The organism is Desulfuromonas soudanensis (assembly GCF_001278055.1).
Taxonomy (GTDB): domain Bacteria; phylum Desulfobacterota; class Desulfuromonadia; order Desulfuromonadales; family WTL; genus Deferrimonas; species Deferrimonas soudanensis.
The window spans coordinates 2837381-2852770 of sequence record NZ_CP010802.1 but is presented as its reverse complement, the minus strand read 5'-3'; the positions used below and the strand labels follow the sequence as shown (position 1 = coordinate 2852770).

The window sequence follows — 15390 nt, the reverse complement described above, 5'->3', positions numbered from 1 at the left end:
AACGGTTATTTAAATTTTGTTGCCGCCCTTGCGGCCGGGATCGCCGGGGGTACCGCCCATCTCATCGTTCGAACCGAAGGGGTTGCCCTGATTGGAGTTACCCGGGTCACAACCCTCGGGGCCGTTGCCGACGCCCTGGTTGCATTTGCTCTTGGCCGGTTTGTTGTTCTGCTGCGCACAGTCGGTCAGGGTAGCGCCGGTCAGGGTGACGGCGGCCTGGGAGAGTGCATCGCCGTTAAAGACTCCGCCGGTGACAGTGATGGCCTCCCCGGCAAGAACGGTCCCCTGAAAGCTCGAGGTGGTCAGCGTTGCGGCTTCGGCGACCCACCAATAAACGTTGCAGGGCGCTCCGCCGTTTTCCATGACCACAGAGAAGTTGGTGGCGGTGAGGGCGCCGGTGCCGAGGGTGCCGATTTTGAAGATCCAGACGGCATTGGGGTCACCCTGGCCGTCGAGGGTCAACACGCCCGTCAAGGTGGCCGCTGCGTCGAAGCAGTAGACGCCGGGGGAGAGGGTCATGCCGTCGAGGGTGCCGGTCAGGGTCGAATCGCACAGCGCGTAGCCTAGATCCGTGTAGGCGGTGACGAAGTCCTGCTGAGCATTGGCGGCGACCGTATCCCCGGCGTGAATCGCCCCGGTAATCGTGCAATCGGTCTGAGTGACCGCGGTGCCGGGGTAGACGCCGACGTCTCCGAGGACGGTGGAATTGGTGCAGGTCACAGCCGTCGCGGCCAGGATATTGAAGTTTTCCGCCGCGCCGAGGTACGGGACGGTTTGGGCGAGGGCGGCCTGGAACGGTGCCGCCACAAAAAGTGCGGCAAGCAGGCCGAGAGCGGCAAGTCTTGCGGTCAGCCGCTTCCGAGTCATCGGATTTTTTACAGAATTTTTCATTTTGTACTCCTTTGGGGTGAGTAGGACCAATGCAGATTTTTTTGACTTACGGATCTTTCTTCAGTCGGGTTTTCTATACTACAAGGGTCGTGCCAGATCAGCCGCCAGGGGGCATTTGAAGCTCAAGTAGCCGATTTCTATCCTTTGAGCGAGGAAGAGAGGGACGGAGGGAGGCTGGGATGGGGTGGGGTCAGCTCGTCATATGTGACGGACCCACCTCCTGTGACGGGCAAGAAGGCGTGGATTTCTGATCGGTCAATCCAATCATCGCCTGGAATGCGGGTTCATCGGCAGGGATCCAGCCTGGTTAAGATTCGGTTTGGTTTGACCATTAAAAAAGGCCGGTTCCCTGACAATCAGGGAGCCGGCCTTTTTCGCGAACCCTAAGGGGAGCGGTGTTTATTTGCGGGAATGGGAAAGGAGACCCCAAACGTTTCAGGCTCGATCTGTATTGTTTTTAGTATGTTAAGCCCCTTGGCCGGATCCAGTTTCGTCAGCTTCCAACCCCGAATAAATATGTAGAGATCTCTTCCCGAATTGGCTCTATAATCAGCGAGGTTGGTTCTCGTCAGTCCCCCGTTTTGCGGGGCTTTACCCAGGTCCGGGATTTCTGCAGCTATGATGAAAAACAAGGTGTCGCGGCTCAATCTGATTATCGTCCTTGGCTTCGCTCTTGCGACCTTTCTCCTCTGGGGCTGGGGGAATCGCCCCTCCACCGAACCCCCCTGGCCCTCGAAGGTGGCCGGGATGTCCTTCTCCCCCCTGCGTCTGCATAACGACCCGGTGGCCGGGGACTATCCGACGGAGTCCGAGATTGCCGCCGATCTGGCCCTGCTGCAGGGGAAGGTGCAGGCGATCCGCACCTACGGCCTCGGCGGAACCCTGAGCAGCATTCCGCAACTGGCCGAAAAGCACGGCATGAAGGTAACGTTGGGGGCCTGGCTCACCGACAACCTCGAAGAGAACGAACGGGAGCTGGAGAGGCTCCTTCTGGTCGCCAAAAAAAACAAAAAGAACATTATCCAGGTGATCGTCGGCAACGAAACGCTTCTGCGCGGAGAACTGAGCGTGGAACAGCTGGCCGCCTACCTCGATCGCACGCGCAAGGCGCTGGACCTCCCCGTGAGTACCGGCGAACCCTGGAACGTCTGGGTGGCCCATCCTGAACTGGCGCCGCACACCGATTTTATTGCCGCCCACTTTCTCCCCTACTGGGAAGGGGTCGCGCTCAAGGCCGCCCTCGATCACGTGGACGCCACCTATGTCATGCTGCAGGAGGCCTTCCCGAAAAAACGGATCCTGATGGCCGAGGTCGGCTGGCCGAGCAATGGCCGCACGCGCGGCGCCTCCGTCGCCACCCATGCCAACGAGGCGATCTTTCTCCGCAACTACCTGCAGCGCGCGGTGAAAAACCATTACGATTACTACCTGATGGAGGCTTTCGACCAGCCCTGGAAATCCGAATCGGAAGGGGCGGTCGGGGCCTATTGGGGGGTTTTTGACGCCCACCGCAACCAGAAATTCCCCTTTACCGAGCCGATCGTCCGGGTCCCGCAATGGCGTTTGCTGGCCGGATTATCCGTCGGTCTGGGGCTGGCCGCCGCGCTGATCCTCTTTACCGACAGCTCCACCCTGCGGCGGCGCGGGCGCAGCTTTTTGGCACTGCTGGCCAACGGGATGGCGGCGACCCTGGTCTGGGTGGTTTATGACTACGTTTACCAGTATCAAAGCCTGCTGACGATTACCGTCGGCATCTGCCTGCTCTTCGGGTTTCTCGGGATCTGCCTGGTTCTGCTCACCGAAGCCCACGAACTCGCCGAGGCAAGCTGGATGAAAAAGCGCCGGCGTTTTTTCGCCGGGACGCCGGAGAGGGAGCTGGAGATCGCGTCGGGGCGGAGTTTCCCCAAGGTCTCCATCCACGTTCCGGCCTACAACGAGCCGCCGGCGATGATGATCGAAACCCTCGATGCCCTGAGTCGCCTCGACTACCCCGATTTCGAGGTTCTGGTCATCGACAACAACACCTCCGATCCGGCGGTCTGGCAGCCGGTGGAGGCCCACTGTGCCGTCCTCGGCGAGCGCTTTCGCTTCTTCCATGTCTCACCCCTGGCGGGATTCAAGGCCGGAGCGCTCAATTTCGCCCTGCAGCAGACGGCAGCCGACGCCGAGGTGATCGCGGTGATCGACAGCGACTACCAGGTTTCCCCCCGCTGGCTGAGCGATCTGACCCCCTATTTTGCCAATCCGGATATCGGTTTCGTCCAGGCACCGCAGGATTACCACGACGGCGACACCTCGCTGTTCAAGAAGATGTGCTACGCCGAATACAAGGGGTTTTTCCATATCGGCATGGTGACCCGCAACGACCGCAACGCCATTATCGAGCACGGGACCATGACCATGGTTCGCGCCCGGGTGCTGCGGGAGGTCGGCGGCTGGGCCGAATGGTGCATCACCGAGGATGCCGAACTTGGTCTGCGGATTTTCGAGGCGGGATACGAGGGGGGGTATATAGAGCAGAGTTACGGCCGCGGGGTGATGCCGGATACCTTCATCGATTACAAGAAGCAGCGATTCCGCTGGGCCTATGGCGCCGTACAGATCCTTCGCCGGCATCTTGGAGCTCTTCTCGGCTGGCGCGACAAGCGCCTGAGCCGCGGCCAGCGCTACCATTTTGTCGCCGGCTGGCTCCCCTGGCTGGCCGATGGACTGAACCTTTTCTACACCTTCGGCGCCCTCTTCTGGTCGGTGGTGATCCTGCTGGACCCGCAGCATACGGACCCCCCGCTGGCGGTCTTTACCATTCCTCCGCTGGCGCTCTTTTTTTTCAAGGTTCTCAAACTGGTCTATCTCTATCGGACCCGGCTGGGTGCCAGTCGCTGGGAGACGCTCGGTGCCGCCCTGGCAGGCCTGGCCCTCTCCCATACCATCGCCAAGGCGATAGTCGCCGGCTTCTGGACCAAAAACATACCGTTTTTCCGCACACCGAAATGCGAGAATCAGCCGCGACTGGTCCAGGCGGTTCTGAGTGCCGCCGAAGAGACCCTGCTGGCCTTCCTGCTGATCGGTGCGGCCCTCGGGGTGCTGTGGTTGCAGGGAGGGGTCATCCCGGGCGCTCGCCTCTGGGCGGGGGCGCTGCTGATCCAGTCCCTCCCCTATCTGGCGGCCCTCGGCATGGGGGTTGTCAGCGCCCTGCCGGGGTCGGCCCAGGGAGAGAAGATCCCGGTCGTCTCCTCTTGACCTTACCGTTTGGCGATGATCCAGACCGCGTGGACGATCCCGGGAATATAGCCGAGGAGGGTCAGCAGGATGTTCAGCCAGAAGGCCCCGGCAAAACCCACCTGCAGGAAGACCCCGAGGGGCGGGATGAGAATTGCGATCAGTATCCGGAAAAAATCCATAGGTTCTCTCCTTGTCAGTTAATCAAAGACCCCCGGCCGCGTTCCACAGGGCGCGGAGGAGCAAGAAACTCAGCAGGCCGATGCACAGCACCAACCCGACCAGCAGCAGGACGAGTCCCCAGACGAAGAGGCGGCTGACGACCACCGTTTTGCGCGGCTGGTCGTAGTAGGCGCGGAGAAGATCGACATTTCGCTGGTTGGCCTTCCAGGCAAAATCGAAGAGATCCCCCAGGACCGGAACGGCGCCGATGAGGGCGTCGACGGCGATATTGAAGGCCATCTTCAGCAGCACCGCTCTGGGAGCGCCGAGGCGGGCGGCTTCGGCGAGGATATAGCTCGACATCAGGGCGCCGACACTGTCCCCGAAACCAGGGAGGAGGCCGATCAGGGCATCGAAGCCGACCCGGATGTCGAGCCCGGGAATCGGGATGGAATTGTCAAGAAACCAGGCGAGGCGCTCCAGTCTTTTTCGGTCGGCTGCGGTTGCTGAAAGGTTCATGTCCGGGCTCCCGAAAGGAGGTTGTAACGACACACGCTGCTTATTATAGCAATGCGCTGTCCGGTTTTGCCACGACCGTCTCCTGATATGATAAAATCAAATCGTAGCCTGTATGGATTTGACCGGAGATCTGAGGTACGCCGGATCTGGAGCGTTCCGGCGTACCGGCAACATTAGGGAAAGGAGAACGGTAATGACGGATCGATTCAGCAAGGCGGTTGAAGAACTGGACAAGAAATCTGCGTTTGTCTGCGAAAGTTGCGGCCATCCCCACGACATCGCCAGTGTGCGGCGGAAGGCTGCGGAGGAGTCCGGAACGGAACTCAAGGACCGTTTTTCGAAACCGGTCGAAGAGTCCGCCGAAAAATCGGCGTTTGTCTGCGTGAGCTGCGGGCACAGTCAAGCTATCCCCAGGTCCCGCAAGTAATCAGGGGTCTTCGCTCCCGGTTCAATCAGTCCCGCCCCGTCGTCGGCAATAGCCGGATTTTGCCAAGGTTGGATTGTGCTTTGTTTTGCCCGAGGGACGGGGCAAGACCCCTTCCCTCGGGCAAAAAAAAACCCCGCTTATGGCGGGGTTTAATTTTTAAATGGGGTGGCTAGTGGGGATCGAACCCACGCATGAACGAGTCACAGTCGTTTGTGTTAACCGCTTCACCATAGCCACCATAGGCTTGTCGCTCGTCGATAGCTCCACGATGCCGACGCCAGTTTGTAGCATAAATTGCCGGCGAGTGCAAAGATTTAGTTTCGGCAACCGGGCAAAAAATACCCTCAGGGACGCTCCGTTCGGGTTCCCGGGAGGGATGAACGGGCCTGGGCCGGGTTTCTGCTGATTTTTTCAATTATGGCGCTATGTTGCGTTGACAATCTTTGCCGGAATGGGTTACAAGATGGGTAGTTTTTCCTGCGCGCGGTTGGCGAATATCCCCGATTGCCGCCATTGAAAAAATTTACATCAGCCTCCTCTGCCGGTGTAAGGTGACGCCCATGATCGATTACGCCGTCAGCTCCGACAAAGTCTCCACTCTCCTTTTGGGCGGAGCGGTTCTGATCGGCCTCTGCCTGGCCAGTTTTTACAACTATCTCCTGTTCCATACCCTCGTTGAATTCTTCTCCGTGGTCGTGGCCTGCGGTATTTTCATGATCGCCTGGAACACCCGGCGCATCATAAAAAACAACTACTTTCTCTTTGTCGGTATCGCCTCCCTCTTTGTCGCCCTCGTCGAAATCTCCCATGTCCTGACCTACAAGGGGCTGGGGATCTTCCCCGGCATCTCTCCCGATATCGCAACCCAGCTCTGGATCGCCTCCCGGTACCTGCAAAGCCTTTCCCTCCTCGTCGCTCCCTGGTTCATCGGCCGCAGGCTCAGGGCCGGATGGACGATCGCCTTTTTCCTGACCCTCACCTCTCTCCTCCTGACGGCCGTTTTCAGCGGAAATTTCCCTGCCTGCTTCGTGGAGGGGAGCGGGCTGACTCCCTTCAAGAAGGGGAGCGAATATCTGGTCTGCCTCCTGTTCCTTGGCGCAATCTACTTCATGGTCAGGAAGAAGGAAGCCTTCAATAGGGGGGTGGTCCGGCTCCTCTCCGGTGCCCTCCTTTGCTTCATCGCCGCCGAACTCGCCTTCACCCTTTATTCCGATGTCTACGGGCTGAGCAACGCGATCGGCCATATCCTCAAGTTCGCCGGTTTTTACCTTGTTTACAAGGCCCTGATCGAAACCGTCCTGGCCCGACCCTACGATCTTCTCTTCCGGGAACTTAAGCAGAGCGAGGAGCGCTACCGCCGCCTCTACAAGGATACTCCGGTCATGCTCCACTCCATCGATCGGGACGGGCGGCTGGTCAGTGTCAGCAACTATTGGCTCGCCTACCTCGGGTACGGGAAGGACGAAGCGATCAACGTCAAACTAACTTCTTTTTTTACCGAAGAATCGCGTCGTTACGCCGAAGAGGTCGTGTTTCCGGAATATTTTCAGACCGGATATTGCAAGGATGTCCCCTACCGGATAAGGAAGAAGAACGGCGAGATCCTCGACGTTCTCCTCAGCGCCACGGCCGATCGGGACGATCAGGGGGAAATCATCCGCTCCCTGGCGGTCATGATCGACATCACCGAACGGAAGCGGGCATCGGAAAAAATTGCCAGCCTGAATGCCAGCCTGGCGGCAAAGGCCGAGGAGCTGGAAAAAGCCAATCTGGAGCTGGAGTCCTTCAGCCACACGGTCGCCCACGACCTGCGGGCGCCCCTGACGAACATCAGCGGCGCCTGTCAGGGGCTGAACGAACTGTGTGCCGATACCCTCGATGGGAAAAGCAAGAAATTCATCGACTACATTCATGACGAAACCCTGCGCATGGACCTCTTTATCAGCGCCCTCCTCGATTTCTCCCACCTGAATCGTCAGGAACTGCACCGGGAGGAGCTCGACCTCAGTGAGATGGCCGCAGCTATCGTCCTCGGTCTGCGGATGCGGGAACCGGAGCGTCAGGTCACCTTCACCCTCGCCGAAGGAGTAAAATGTCTCGGAGACCCGGTCCTCATCTATTCGGTCCTGGAAAATCTCCTCGGCAACGCCTGGAAATATACCGGCGCCAGAGACGAAGCCCGCATCGAATTCGGCGTGATTGCCGAGGAAGAGAAGCCGGTTTTTTTCGTCCGCGACAACGGCGCAGGCTTCGATATGAATCAGGCCCACAGGCTCTTCGGCGCTTTCCAACGCCTGCATAACAGGGACGAATTTGCCGGGACCGGTCTCGGCCTGACCACGGTGCAGCGCATCCTTTTTCGCCACGGCGGACGGATCTGGGCGGAAGGAGAGAAGGACAAGGGGGCGACGTTTTTCTTTACCCTGTAACTCTTGCCCGCAATCTCTTCATCGCCGGCGTGTTGGCGGCGATCATTCCTGTCGATTGAACCCGGGGATTTTGACAGAGGAGGGATCTCATCTACAGTTGTGGAAAGGAAGGGAAAATCGTCCAAATAACGGAGGGCGGGAAAGGGGGAGATGGTGACTAAGAGACGAAATTTCCTGTGTGCGCTGGCTCTCGGAGCCCTCATGACGGTTCTGTCCGGCTGCGGGGGCGGGGACGATCCTGTCATTATTACCGGGCCGGGGCTGGTGGGAATCGACGACCGCCCCACCGTCGAGCTCACCGCGCCGGAACTGACCGTTCAGTACACCCTCCCAGGGCTACCGGGGACGTTTACAGACTTCATCCTCAGCGATCAGCCGACGGACGGCGACATCGCCTTCGACCCGGTCCTCGACTCCTTCACCATCACCCAGGGCTCGTTCACCCTCCTCTTCGGCATCGACAGCGCCAGTCGCAACCGCCCCGAGTACCGGGCCTTCCTCGATTTTCCCCTCGACGGCTCGACGGGCGGGCCGGACATCCCGCTGAATGCCGACATCTTTTCTGCGACCCTGACCGTCTTCGTCAATTTCGTCGATTTTGCCGGCACCGTCCCTGTACTCCTCGATCTGGTCGAATATTCGGTGGCGCCCGGGGGACTCAACTCCGGCGACTATTCTTCCGCCCCCCTGGCGGTTCAAACCTTCGACATCTTCGATTCCGACGCCGGCTTCGACGTGGAGATCGACGTCACCGCGCTGATGCGCGAAGCGCAGTTTTTAGGTGTGAATGATTTTCAGGTCCGTTTTGTTCTCGGCCCGTAACAGGGGAGGCCGGGCCAGGAAGAGCAGGCCGGACAATCCCACCGCCATCCCTACGTTTGCCGGGAGTCAGCCATGACGATTCATCACAGGCCGATCGGGGAACGGATCGACTGGCTGCAGGATCTGGCGCGTCGCCACACCGCCGAGTTCCGCAGTCCCGAGGCGTACCTGGCACGGGAGCGCTATCAGGCCAAGCATCCCACGGCCATCGTCGTCCTCAAGTGCATGGACGGGCGGATCAACATCCCGGTCGCCACCGGTACGCCCCCCGGCATCATCCAGCCTTTCCGCAATCTCGGCGGCATGTTCGACCTCGGCTGGCCGCATCTGGGAGAAGTTCTGGCCAGCCACGTGCACCGCATGGTGGCCGGCGGCCGCCGGGTGCTGATTTTCATCACCTATCACTTTTCGCGGGGCGATGTCGCGCGGGGGTGCGCCGGGTTCCATTACGACACCGAGGCGGCCCTGGCCCATACCCGCACCATCAAACGGCAGGCCGAACACATCTTCGGCACCGGCCACGCAACCGTCTATCCGATCATCTGCGGCTTCGAGACCGACGAGGACGCCCTCCTCATTCACGGAAAAAACGGCGAGGTCATCGATCTGGCGGCCATCTCCAAAGCGCAGGCCGGCTCCCTCGGTCCCCGCCTCACAGCCCTGTGCCCCGATCTCCCCGAACAGATGAGGGAGGACCTGCTGCGCCTGATGTACGGGAACCTGGAGTGGATCGCCCAGGTTCGTACGACCTCGCGCCTGCTGGATATCGAGCACCGGGAATGGATGATCTGTCTGGGCCAGGGGTTCGACTTTCTCCATACCCCCAACCTCGCTCTCATCGTCGGCCCCTACAGCCCCGACCTCGCCGATCCCATCGGCCAGGCCGCCGGCATCATCGAGGCCAACATGCAGGCGGGGCGAATCCCCGACGACGGCTTCCTGCTCCTTGCCTCGGTCCCCTATGAGGACATCGGCGTGGACCGGGCCCGGGCCGAGCTCAAGTCGAGGTTTCTCGCCGGTTTCGCCGGCGAGGTGATCCGCACCCGCTTCCCTTCCCTTGCCGACCGCATGTTCACCCAGACCGCCGTCCTCTCCTGGCGATCCCGGGCCCTGGAAATTCTGCCGACGCACTGAAAATATGATCCTGCCGGTCCGGTGATCTGCCGGCGTTGACCCTGTCCAGTGCCGAGCCGCCGGTGGTGGACATTGACTGATGGATTTCCGAGTTCGGGGAGCAACCGTGAATGAACTGAACACCCTCTTCCAGCCGGTGGGGGAGTACTGCCGCCGCGAGGTGATTACCTGTTCGGCCGACGATCCGTTGGTCGAGGCGGCGGCCATCATGCGGACGCACGGCATCTCCGGGCTGGTGGTCTGCCGCGCCGGCGTGCCGGCGGGGATGCTCACCGACCGCGATCTGCGCAACAAGGCGGTGGCCGAAGGTCGAAATCCCCGGACCCTGACCGTCGGCGACATCATGAGCTCGCCGCTGATCACCGTCGGCGAGGACACCTTTCTCTTTGAGGCCTTGCACCGCCTCTCCCGGTCCGGGATTCACCGGCTGGTCGTCGTCGATGCCGCCGGGCGCCTGGCCGGAATCATCACCGACTCGGATATTCTGCGCCTTCAGAACAGCACCCCCCAGCACCTGATCCTGGACATCGAGGAGGCGGACGATGTTGAAACGCTCAAAACCCTCTTTGAACAGGTTCAGAAACTGGTCGTCCAACTCCTCGGCGCCGGTGTGGCGGTTCAGGACCTGGTGCGGAATATCGCCCATCTCAACGACCGGATTCTGGTCCGGCTGGTCGATCTTCTGCTGGTTGAAGAATTCTCCGACCTCTCCGGGCGTTTCGCCTTCCTGGTCCTGGGGAGCGAGGGGCGGGGGGAGCAGACCCTCTCCACGGATCAGGACAACGCCCTCGTTTACGCCGATGACCTGACCCTCCAGGAACGACAGCGGATGGTAGAATTTTCCCAGGCGTTGATATCCGGAATCCTGGCCGTCGGCATCCCCTCCTGCCCGGGAGGGATCATGGCCAACAACCCCCTGTGGCGTCACAGCCTCTCCGAATGGCGCGTCGTCCTCGATGAGTGGTTCGGGACCCCGGTCGCCGACAATCTCCTGCGGATCGGAATGGTGGCCGATATGCGGGCCCTGCAGGGGGATCTGCAGCTGGAAAAGGCCTTGAAGGAGCATATCCTCGGCCGCCTTGCCGGAGATGAGATTTTCCTCGGGCATATGACCGCCAAAATGCTGCGTTTCCGGGTGCCGCTCGGGTGGTTCGGCCGGATCAAGACGGAAAAGGGGGAACACAGGGGAAAGCTCGATCTGAAAAAGGCCGGCATCTTTACCATCACCGAAGGGGTCAAGATTCTCGCCCTCTCCGAGGGGGTATCGGAAACGGGGACGGCCGAGCGGATCGAACGACTGGTTCGGCACAAGGTCCTGAGTCGCCGGGAAGCCGACGATCTGGAGGCGACCTTTCACGCCCTGGTCTACTTCCGCCTGCGCACCCAGGTGGAGGCGATCCGGGAAAAACGCCTCCCGGACAACCGGATTGCCCTCGACCTGCTCAACCGCATGGAAAAGGGGCGACTGCAGGTGGCCCTCGAGGGGGTGCGCTCCTTTCAGGGGGTGATGGAGCGCCGCTATCCGCTGGGTCAGATGGTTTGAAGGAAGCCTTCGAAAGAGAGTGACGACGATAAAAAAACCGCCCGACCGGAGGAATCCGGGGGCGGTTTTTTTTAACTATTCAGCACCTAAGCGAGCGCATGTGGTCTGCAGCCATTGCCCGCGTCCAACGTTGTCACTTGACTTCCCGCAAGCAACAGCCGCAGACCACAGGGTGTGTCGTTGAGTAAGGGAATAGAATGGTTGCGTTTTTTCATCCAATGTCCGCAGAAATATTCAGTCGGCCTCAAACTTGTAGCCGACGCTGTAGACCGAACGGATCAGCTCTTCGTCGGGGGCGACGGCGGCGATCTTCTTGCGCAACTTTTTGATATGGCTGTCGATGGTGCGGTCGCTGACGATGCGGTCGTCGGGGTAGATGTGATCCATCAGCTGGCTGCGGGAGAAAATCCGTCCGGGGTGGGCGGCGAGATAGGCGAGGAGCTGAAACTCGACGGCGGTGAGATCGAGGAGTCGGCCGTGGAGGACGGCGCGGTAGCGGGACGGATCGAGGTCGAGGCCGCCCATGGCGCCATTCCCCGGGGCCGCCCGGCGCAGGACGGCCCGGACCCGGGCCACCACCTCCCGGGGGCTGAAGGGCTTGCAGATGTAGTCGTCGGCGCCGATTTCCAGGCCGAGAAGGCGGTCGATCTCCTCGATGCGGGCGGTGATCATGATGATCGGAACGGCCGAAAAGGCGCGCACCTCCCGGCAGATCTCCATGCCGTCCTTGGCCGGCAGCATCAGGTCGAGCAGGACGAGGTCGGGGCGCTCGCTGCGGATCAGCTCGACGGCGGCGGCGCCGTCCCCCAGGGTCTGCGGCTCGAATCCCCCCTGGCGCAGATAGTCGGAAAGGAGGGCGGCGAGCTTCTCTTCGTCTTCGACAATAAGGATGCGTCCGCTCATGGCATTTTCTCCAGCGGGAAGGTGATGGTGATCCGAACCCCGCCCAGGGGGGAGGGACCCGCCGTGATCGAACCGTCGTGGGCCTGGACGATGTTGCGGCAGATGGCCAGGCCGAGTCCGGCTCCCCCCGTCGTCCGGCTCCGCGAACCCTCCACCCGGTAGAGACTCTCGAAGAGGCGTGTCCACGCCTCCTCGGGAACCCCGGGGGGACTGTCGTCGATCCGGAGAACGGCCGTCGCCTTTTCAGCCTGCAGGCTCACCCGGGCCTCTCCCGGCGCATCGGTATATTTGAGGGTGTTCTCCAGCAGGTTGGCCAACAGCTGATGCAGGCGCTGCGGATCGGCAAAAAGCCTCAGGTCGGCGGCGGGGAGCTCCTCCTTCAGGGTCAGCCCCTTGTCGGCAAAGCGCGGGCGCACGGAGGCGAGGGCCTCGCGCAACAGGGCCGTGAAATCCGTCTTCTCCTTGCGATAACTCAAGGCGCCGAGATCGGAGACGGCCAGCTGGTAGAGGTCGTCGACCAGGCGCCCCAGGCGCATCGCCTCGGTGTGCAGGGAGGCGATGGCCTCGGCGGTCGGCTGGCGGATGCCGTCCTGCAAGGCTTCGATCTCCCCGCGCAGCACGGAAAGAGGGGTGCGCAGCTCATGGGAGATGTCGGCCACCCACTGACGCCGCGCCGTCTCGTTTTTCTCCAGGGTCAGGGCCAGGGCGTTGAAGTCCCGGGCGAGCTGTCCGAGTTCGTCGCCGGAGACGGTCGGAACCCGGGTGGCGTAGGCTCCGCCCGCGAGCTGTCGGGTCGCCGTGGCCAGAAGCTGGATCGGGCGCACCAGGCGCCGGGCCAGGAGCAGGGAGAGAAGGGTGGAAATCAGGAGGACGACGAGGCCGACCAGGGCCAGGGCCAGCTTCTGCTGCTGGACGAAGCGCAACTGGTGAACGTCGGAGAGCTCTTTTTGCGGCAGCAGGATCAGGGAGCCGACGACGGTGCCGTCGTGGCGCAGGGGGGTGCGGGGCAGATCGGCGCCGGCGCCCCCCGGGCCGAGGATTCGACTCCCGTCGGCGTCGAGAAGGAGGACGCGGCTCTCGAAACGATGGGCCGGCCCGGGAAGGCGCCCCTCGGGACGAGGGAGACGCCCCTGCTCGGCGCGGCGCTCCAGTCGTTTCTCCAGCCGCTCCCTCTGCTCGGGGGTAAGACTCCCCTCGGGGAGGGTGCGCAGCATCAGGCGCAGCCACTCGGCGGGGTCGTCGCGGAGAAAGGCCCAGCTCCCCCTGGCGGCATAGGCCTCTTCAAGCCCTGCCGCCAGGCGTTCGAGGCGGCTCTGTTCGAGGGTGTTGACGTACTGGAGAAAGCCGCGGTCGATGCTCCACTGCATGATGAAAAACATGCCGAAGACCGCCAGCCCCGAGGCGGCCAGCAAGGCGAGAAAGAGCCGGTATTGTATCCTGATTCTCATAGACGTCCCCTGGGTGTCGACACCCGTAGTCCTCTTTGTCTCCTTCTCCTATCATATCCATGGCGATGACCGCCACGAATACTTGAATCGGCGCCCACTTTTCCTCAATCCCTGCACAATTGACCTGTCGCGGGGCCGTATTTGCCGTTGATGACGCACAACGGTCGGGCCTTGACGCGTTTTTTCATGACCCGGACAGGGGATATGGCCTATGATTGCCAGGGGAAAGATCCATGCCCCGAACCCAATTCTCCCCTTGGAGCCCTCCCGTGAATTCACTGGTGTCCCGTCTGGATCGCCTGCTGCCGCGCAGTTTGCAGGTCAAGCTCATTTTGCTGGTCACCGGACTTCTCCTCCTGCTGGTGGGGCTCATCGGCGCCCTCTTCTCCGACTCGGTGGAAAATCTACTGCGCGTGCAGATCGGGCGCAAGGCGGTGGAGGTCGCCCGCTCCGTCGCCCTGAATCCGGCGATCAGGGAAGGTCTGCGGACCGGAAACAGCAGGGACGTTCAGGCTGCGGCCGAGGCGATCCGCAAGGCGACCGACGCCGAATTTGTCGTCATCGGCGATACCCGGGGGATTCGCCTTTCGCACCCCGACCCGAAAAAAATCGGCGAGCACTTCGTCGGCGGCGATATCGACCTGGCCCTCAAGGAAGGGAAGTCCTACGCGTCCGAGTCTGTGGGGACCCTCGGACCCTCCCTGCGCGGCATCGTTCCCGTGCGCGACGATCGGGAGGAGATCATCGGTTTTGCCGCCGTCGGATATCTAGTGCAGGACATCGAGGCGGTGGTGCGGGAGCAGCAATGGGAGATTCTGCGGTACGCCGCCGTCGTGGTGCTCTTCGGGATCTTTGGCGCCACCCTCATCGCCCGGGGGCTCAAATCGGTGATATTCGGCCTTGAGCCGCAGGAAATCGCCGCCCTCTTTCGGGAGCGCAATGCGGTCATCGGCGCCATTCGCGAGGGGATCATTTCCGTCGACGGAGAGGGGCGCCTGACCCTGGTCAACCCGGCGGCGCGGCGCTATCTCGGCGAGAGCCCTTCCGCCGACCTGCGCGGAAGGCGACTGACCGAGGTCTGCCCCTGTGCCGATCTCGAGCGATCCCTCGGGGAAGGCGAGCCGCTCTTCGATCGGGAAATGACCCTGGCAGGGAGAACGATGGTCGTCAATATCCTCCCCTTCGGCGCCGCCGGAGCCGGTGCCGTGGCCAGTTTCCGCCCCAAGGATGAACTCGACCGCCTGACCCGTCAGCTCTCCCAGATGCAGGAATACTCCGAGCTGCTGCGGGCCCAGACCCATGAATACACCAACAAGCTGCACACCATCGCCGGGCTGATCCAGATCGGCGCCCACCAGGAGGCCCTCGACCTGATCATGACCGAGTCGAGCGGCTATCAGGACCTGATCCGCACCCTGGCCGAGGCGGTTCCCGATCCGGTGGTCGCCGGGGTGATTCTCGGCAAGTTCAACCGCGCCCGGGAGCTCAAGATCGATTTCATCTTCGACCGGCAGAGTTTCCTGACCGACCTGCCGGAGCACCTCGACCGCAACCATCTGCTCACCATACTCGGCAACCTCCTCGACAACGCCTTCGACGCCGTGCGGGATGCGCCCCGCCGCGAGGTGCGCCTGTTTCTCACCGATCTCGGGCCGGACCTCCTTTTCGAGGTCGAGGATTCGGGGGAGGGGATCTCCCCGAACATTGCCGCCACCCTCTTCGAAAAGGGGGTGACCACCAAGGGGGGAACCGGCCGGGGGATCGGCCTGTTCCTGGTGCGCCGGGCCCTCGATGCCCTCCGGGGAGAGATCACCGTCGGCCGCGGCGAAATCGGCGGCGCCCTCTTTACCGCCATCATTCCTAAGGGTGTTGGGAGAGAACTCAAGTAAAAAT

12 protein-coding genes and 1 tRNA gene are annotated in these 15390 nt (G+C 61.7%); 7 read left to right on the top strand and 6 right to left on the bottom strand.

Going from position 1 to position 15390, the window contains the following annotated elements:
* Positions 1–9 precede the first annotated feature (9 nt).
* On the bottom strand, positions 10–891 hold the full coding sequence (locus DSOUD_RS12835; protein ID WP_053551386.1) for an ice-binding family protein: 882 nt from the start codon (positions 889–891) through the stop codon (positions 10–12).
* A 621-nt stretch (positions 892–1512) separates the two neighbouring features.
* On the opposite strand from DSOUD_RS12835, the gene DSOUD_RS12830 reads away from it, so the two are divergent.
* On the top strand, positions 1513–4131 hold the full coding sequence (locus DSOUD_RS12830) for a glycosyltransferase (protein WP_053552389.1): 2619 nt from the start codon (positions 1513–1515) through the stop codon (positions 4129–4131).
* A 2-nt stretch (positions 4132–4133) separates the two neighbouring features.
* Here the strand turns inward: DSOUD_RS12830 and DSOUD_RS17985 are convergent, their stop codons facing one another.
* Positions 4134–4292: a YqaE/Pmp3 family membrane protein gene (locus tag DSOUD_RS17985; RefSeq protein WP_082351269.1), complete on the bottom strand. Its 159-nt coding sequence runs from the start codon at positions 4290–4292 to the stop codon at positions 4134–4136.
* Positions 4293–4314: 22 nt separating this feature from the next.
* Positions 4315–4791, bottom strand: coding sequence for a DUF4112 domain-containing protein (locus tag DSOUD_RS12825; RefSeq protein WP_053551385.1), 477 nt, complete (start codon positions 4789–4791; stop codon positions 4315–4317).
* A gap of 193 nt (positions 4792–4984) precedes the next feature.
* Between DSOUD_RS12825 and DSOUD_RS12820 the strand changes: the two genes are divergently transcribed.
* On the top strand, positions 4985–5218 hold the full coding sequence (locus DSOUD_RS12820) for a hypothetical protein (RefSeq protein WP_053551384.1): 234 nt from the start codon (positions 4985–4987) through the stop codon (positions 5216–5218).
* Between the two features lie 161 nt (positions 5219–5379).
* Here DSOUD_RS12820 and DSOUD_RS12815 read toward each other — a convergent pair.
* Positions 5380–5455, bottom strand: a tRNA-His gene (locus DSOUD_RS12815).
* A gap of 323 nt (positions 5456–5778) precedes the next feature.
* Between DSOUD_RS12815 and DSOUD_RS12810 the strand changes: the two genes are divergently transcribed.
* The 4 genes from DSOUD_RS12810 to DSOUD_RS12795 all read left to right on the top strand — a co-directional run bounded on the left by DSOUD_RS12810 (position 5779) and on the right by DSOUD_RS12795 (position 11146).
* Positions 5779–7647 carry an MASE3 domain-containing protein gene (locus DSOUD_RS12810; RefSeq protein WP_053551383.1) on the top strand — a complete coding sequence of 623 codons (1869 nt, stop codon included), beginning with the start codon at positions 5779–5781 and terminating at the stop codon, positions 7645–7647.
* Between the two features lie 201 nt (positions 7648–7848).
* On the top strand, positions 7849–8469 hold the full coding sequence (locus DSOUD_RS12805; RefSeq protein ID WP_053551382.1) for a hypothetical protein: 621 nt from the start codon (positions 7849–7851) through the stop codon (positions 8467–8469).
* A gap of 72 nt (positions 8470–8541) precedes the next feature.
* A complete protein-coding gene (locus tag DSOUD_RS12800; protein ID WP_053551381.1) occupies positions 8542–9603 on the top strand; it encodes a hypothetical protein in 1062 nt (353 codons plus the stop codon).
* 106 nt (positions 9604–9709) lie between these two features.
* Complete coding sequence (locus tag DSOUD_RS12795) at positions 9710–11146, top strand: putative nucleotidyltransferase substrate binding domain-containing protein (RefSeq protein ID WP_082351268.1); 1437 nt, start codon at positions 9710–9712, stop codon at positions 11144–11146.
* A 234-nt stretch (positions 11147–11380) separates the two neighbouring features.
* Here the strand turns inward: DSOUD_RS12795 and DSOUD_RS12790 are convergent, their stop codons facing one another.
* Entirely contained in the window at positions 11381–12049 is a 669-nt protein-coding gene (locus DSOUD_RS12790) for a response regulator (RefSeq protein ID WP_053551379.1), read from the bottom strand.
* The gene (locus DSOUD_RS12785) at positions 12046–13497 is read right to left on the bottom strand and encodes an ATP-binding protein (protein WP_053551378.1); all 1452 of its coding nucleotides are present in this window, start codon (positions 13495–13497) and stop codon (positions 12046–12048) included. Before DSOUD_RS12785 ends, DSOUD_RS12790 begins: the two co-directional genes overlap by 4 nt.
* 269 nt (positions 13498–13766) lie before the next feature.
* On the opposite strand from DSOUD_RS12785, the gene DSOUD_RS12780 reads away from it, so the two are divergent.
* Positions 13767–15386: an ATP-binding protein gene (locus DSOUD_RS12780; protein ID WP_198300315.1), complete on the top strand. Its 1620-nt coding sequence runs from the start codon at positions 13767–13769 to the stop codon at positions 15384–15386.
* Positions 15387–15390: the final 4 nt, after the last annotated feature.

Coding starts and splice junctions, on each gene's coding strand:
- DSOUD_RS12835 (WP_053551386.1), bottom strand. CDS start 891: ATGAAAAATTCTGTAAAAAATCCGATGACTCGGAAGCGGCTGACCGCA.
- DSOUD_RS12825 (WP_053551385.1), bottom strand. CDS start 4,791: ATGAACCTTTCAGCAACCGCAGCCGACCGAAAAAGACTGGAGCGCCTC.
- DSOUD_RS12805 (WP_053551382.1), top strand. CDS start 7,849: ATGACGGTTCTGTCCGGCTGCGGGGGCGGGGACGATCCTGTCATTATT.
- DSOUD_RS12790 (WP_053551379.1), bottom strand. CDS start 12,049: ATGAGCGGACGCATCCTTATTGTCGAAGACGAAGAGAAGCTCGCCGCC.
- DSOUD_RS12800 (WP_053551381.1), top strand. CDS start 8,542: ATGACGATTCATCACAGGCCGATCGGGGAACGGATCGACTGGCTGCAG.
- DSOUD_RS12820 (WP_053551384.1), top strand. CDS start 4,985: ATGACGGATCGATTCAGCAAGGCGGTTGAAGAACTGGACAAGAAATCT.
- DSOUD_RS17985 (WP_082351269.1), bottom strand. CDS start 4,292: ATGGATTTTTTCCGGATACTGATCGCAATTCTCATCCCGCCCCTCGGG.
- DSOUD_RS12785 (WP_053551378.1), bottom strand. CDS start 13,497: ATGAGAATCAGGATACAATACCGGCTCTTTCTCGCCTTGCTGGCCGCC.
- DSOUD_RS12830 (WP_053552389.1), top strand. CDS start 1,513: ATGAAAAACAAGGTGTCGCGGCTCAATCTGATTATCGTCCTTGGCTTC.
- DSOUD_RS12810 (WP_053551383.1), top strand. CDS start 5,779: ATGATCGATTACGCCGTCAGCTCCGACAAAGTCTCCACTCTCCTTTTG.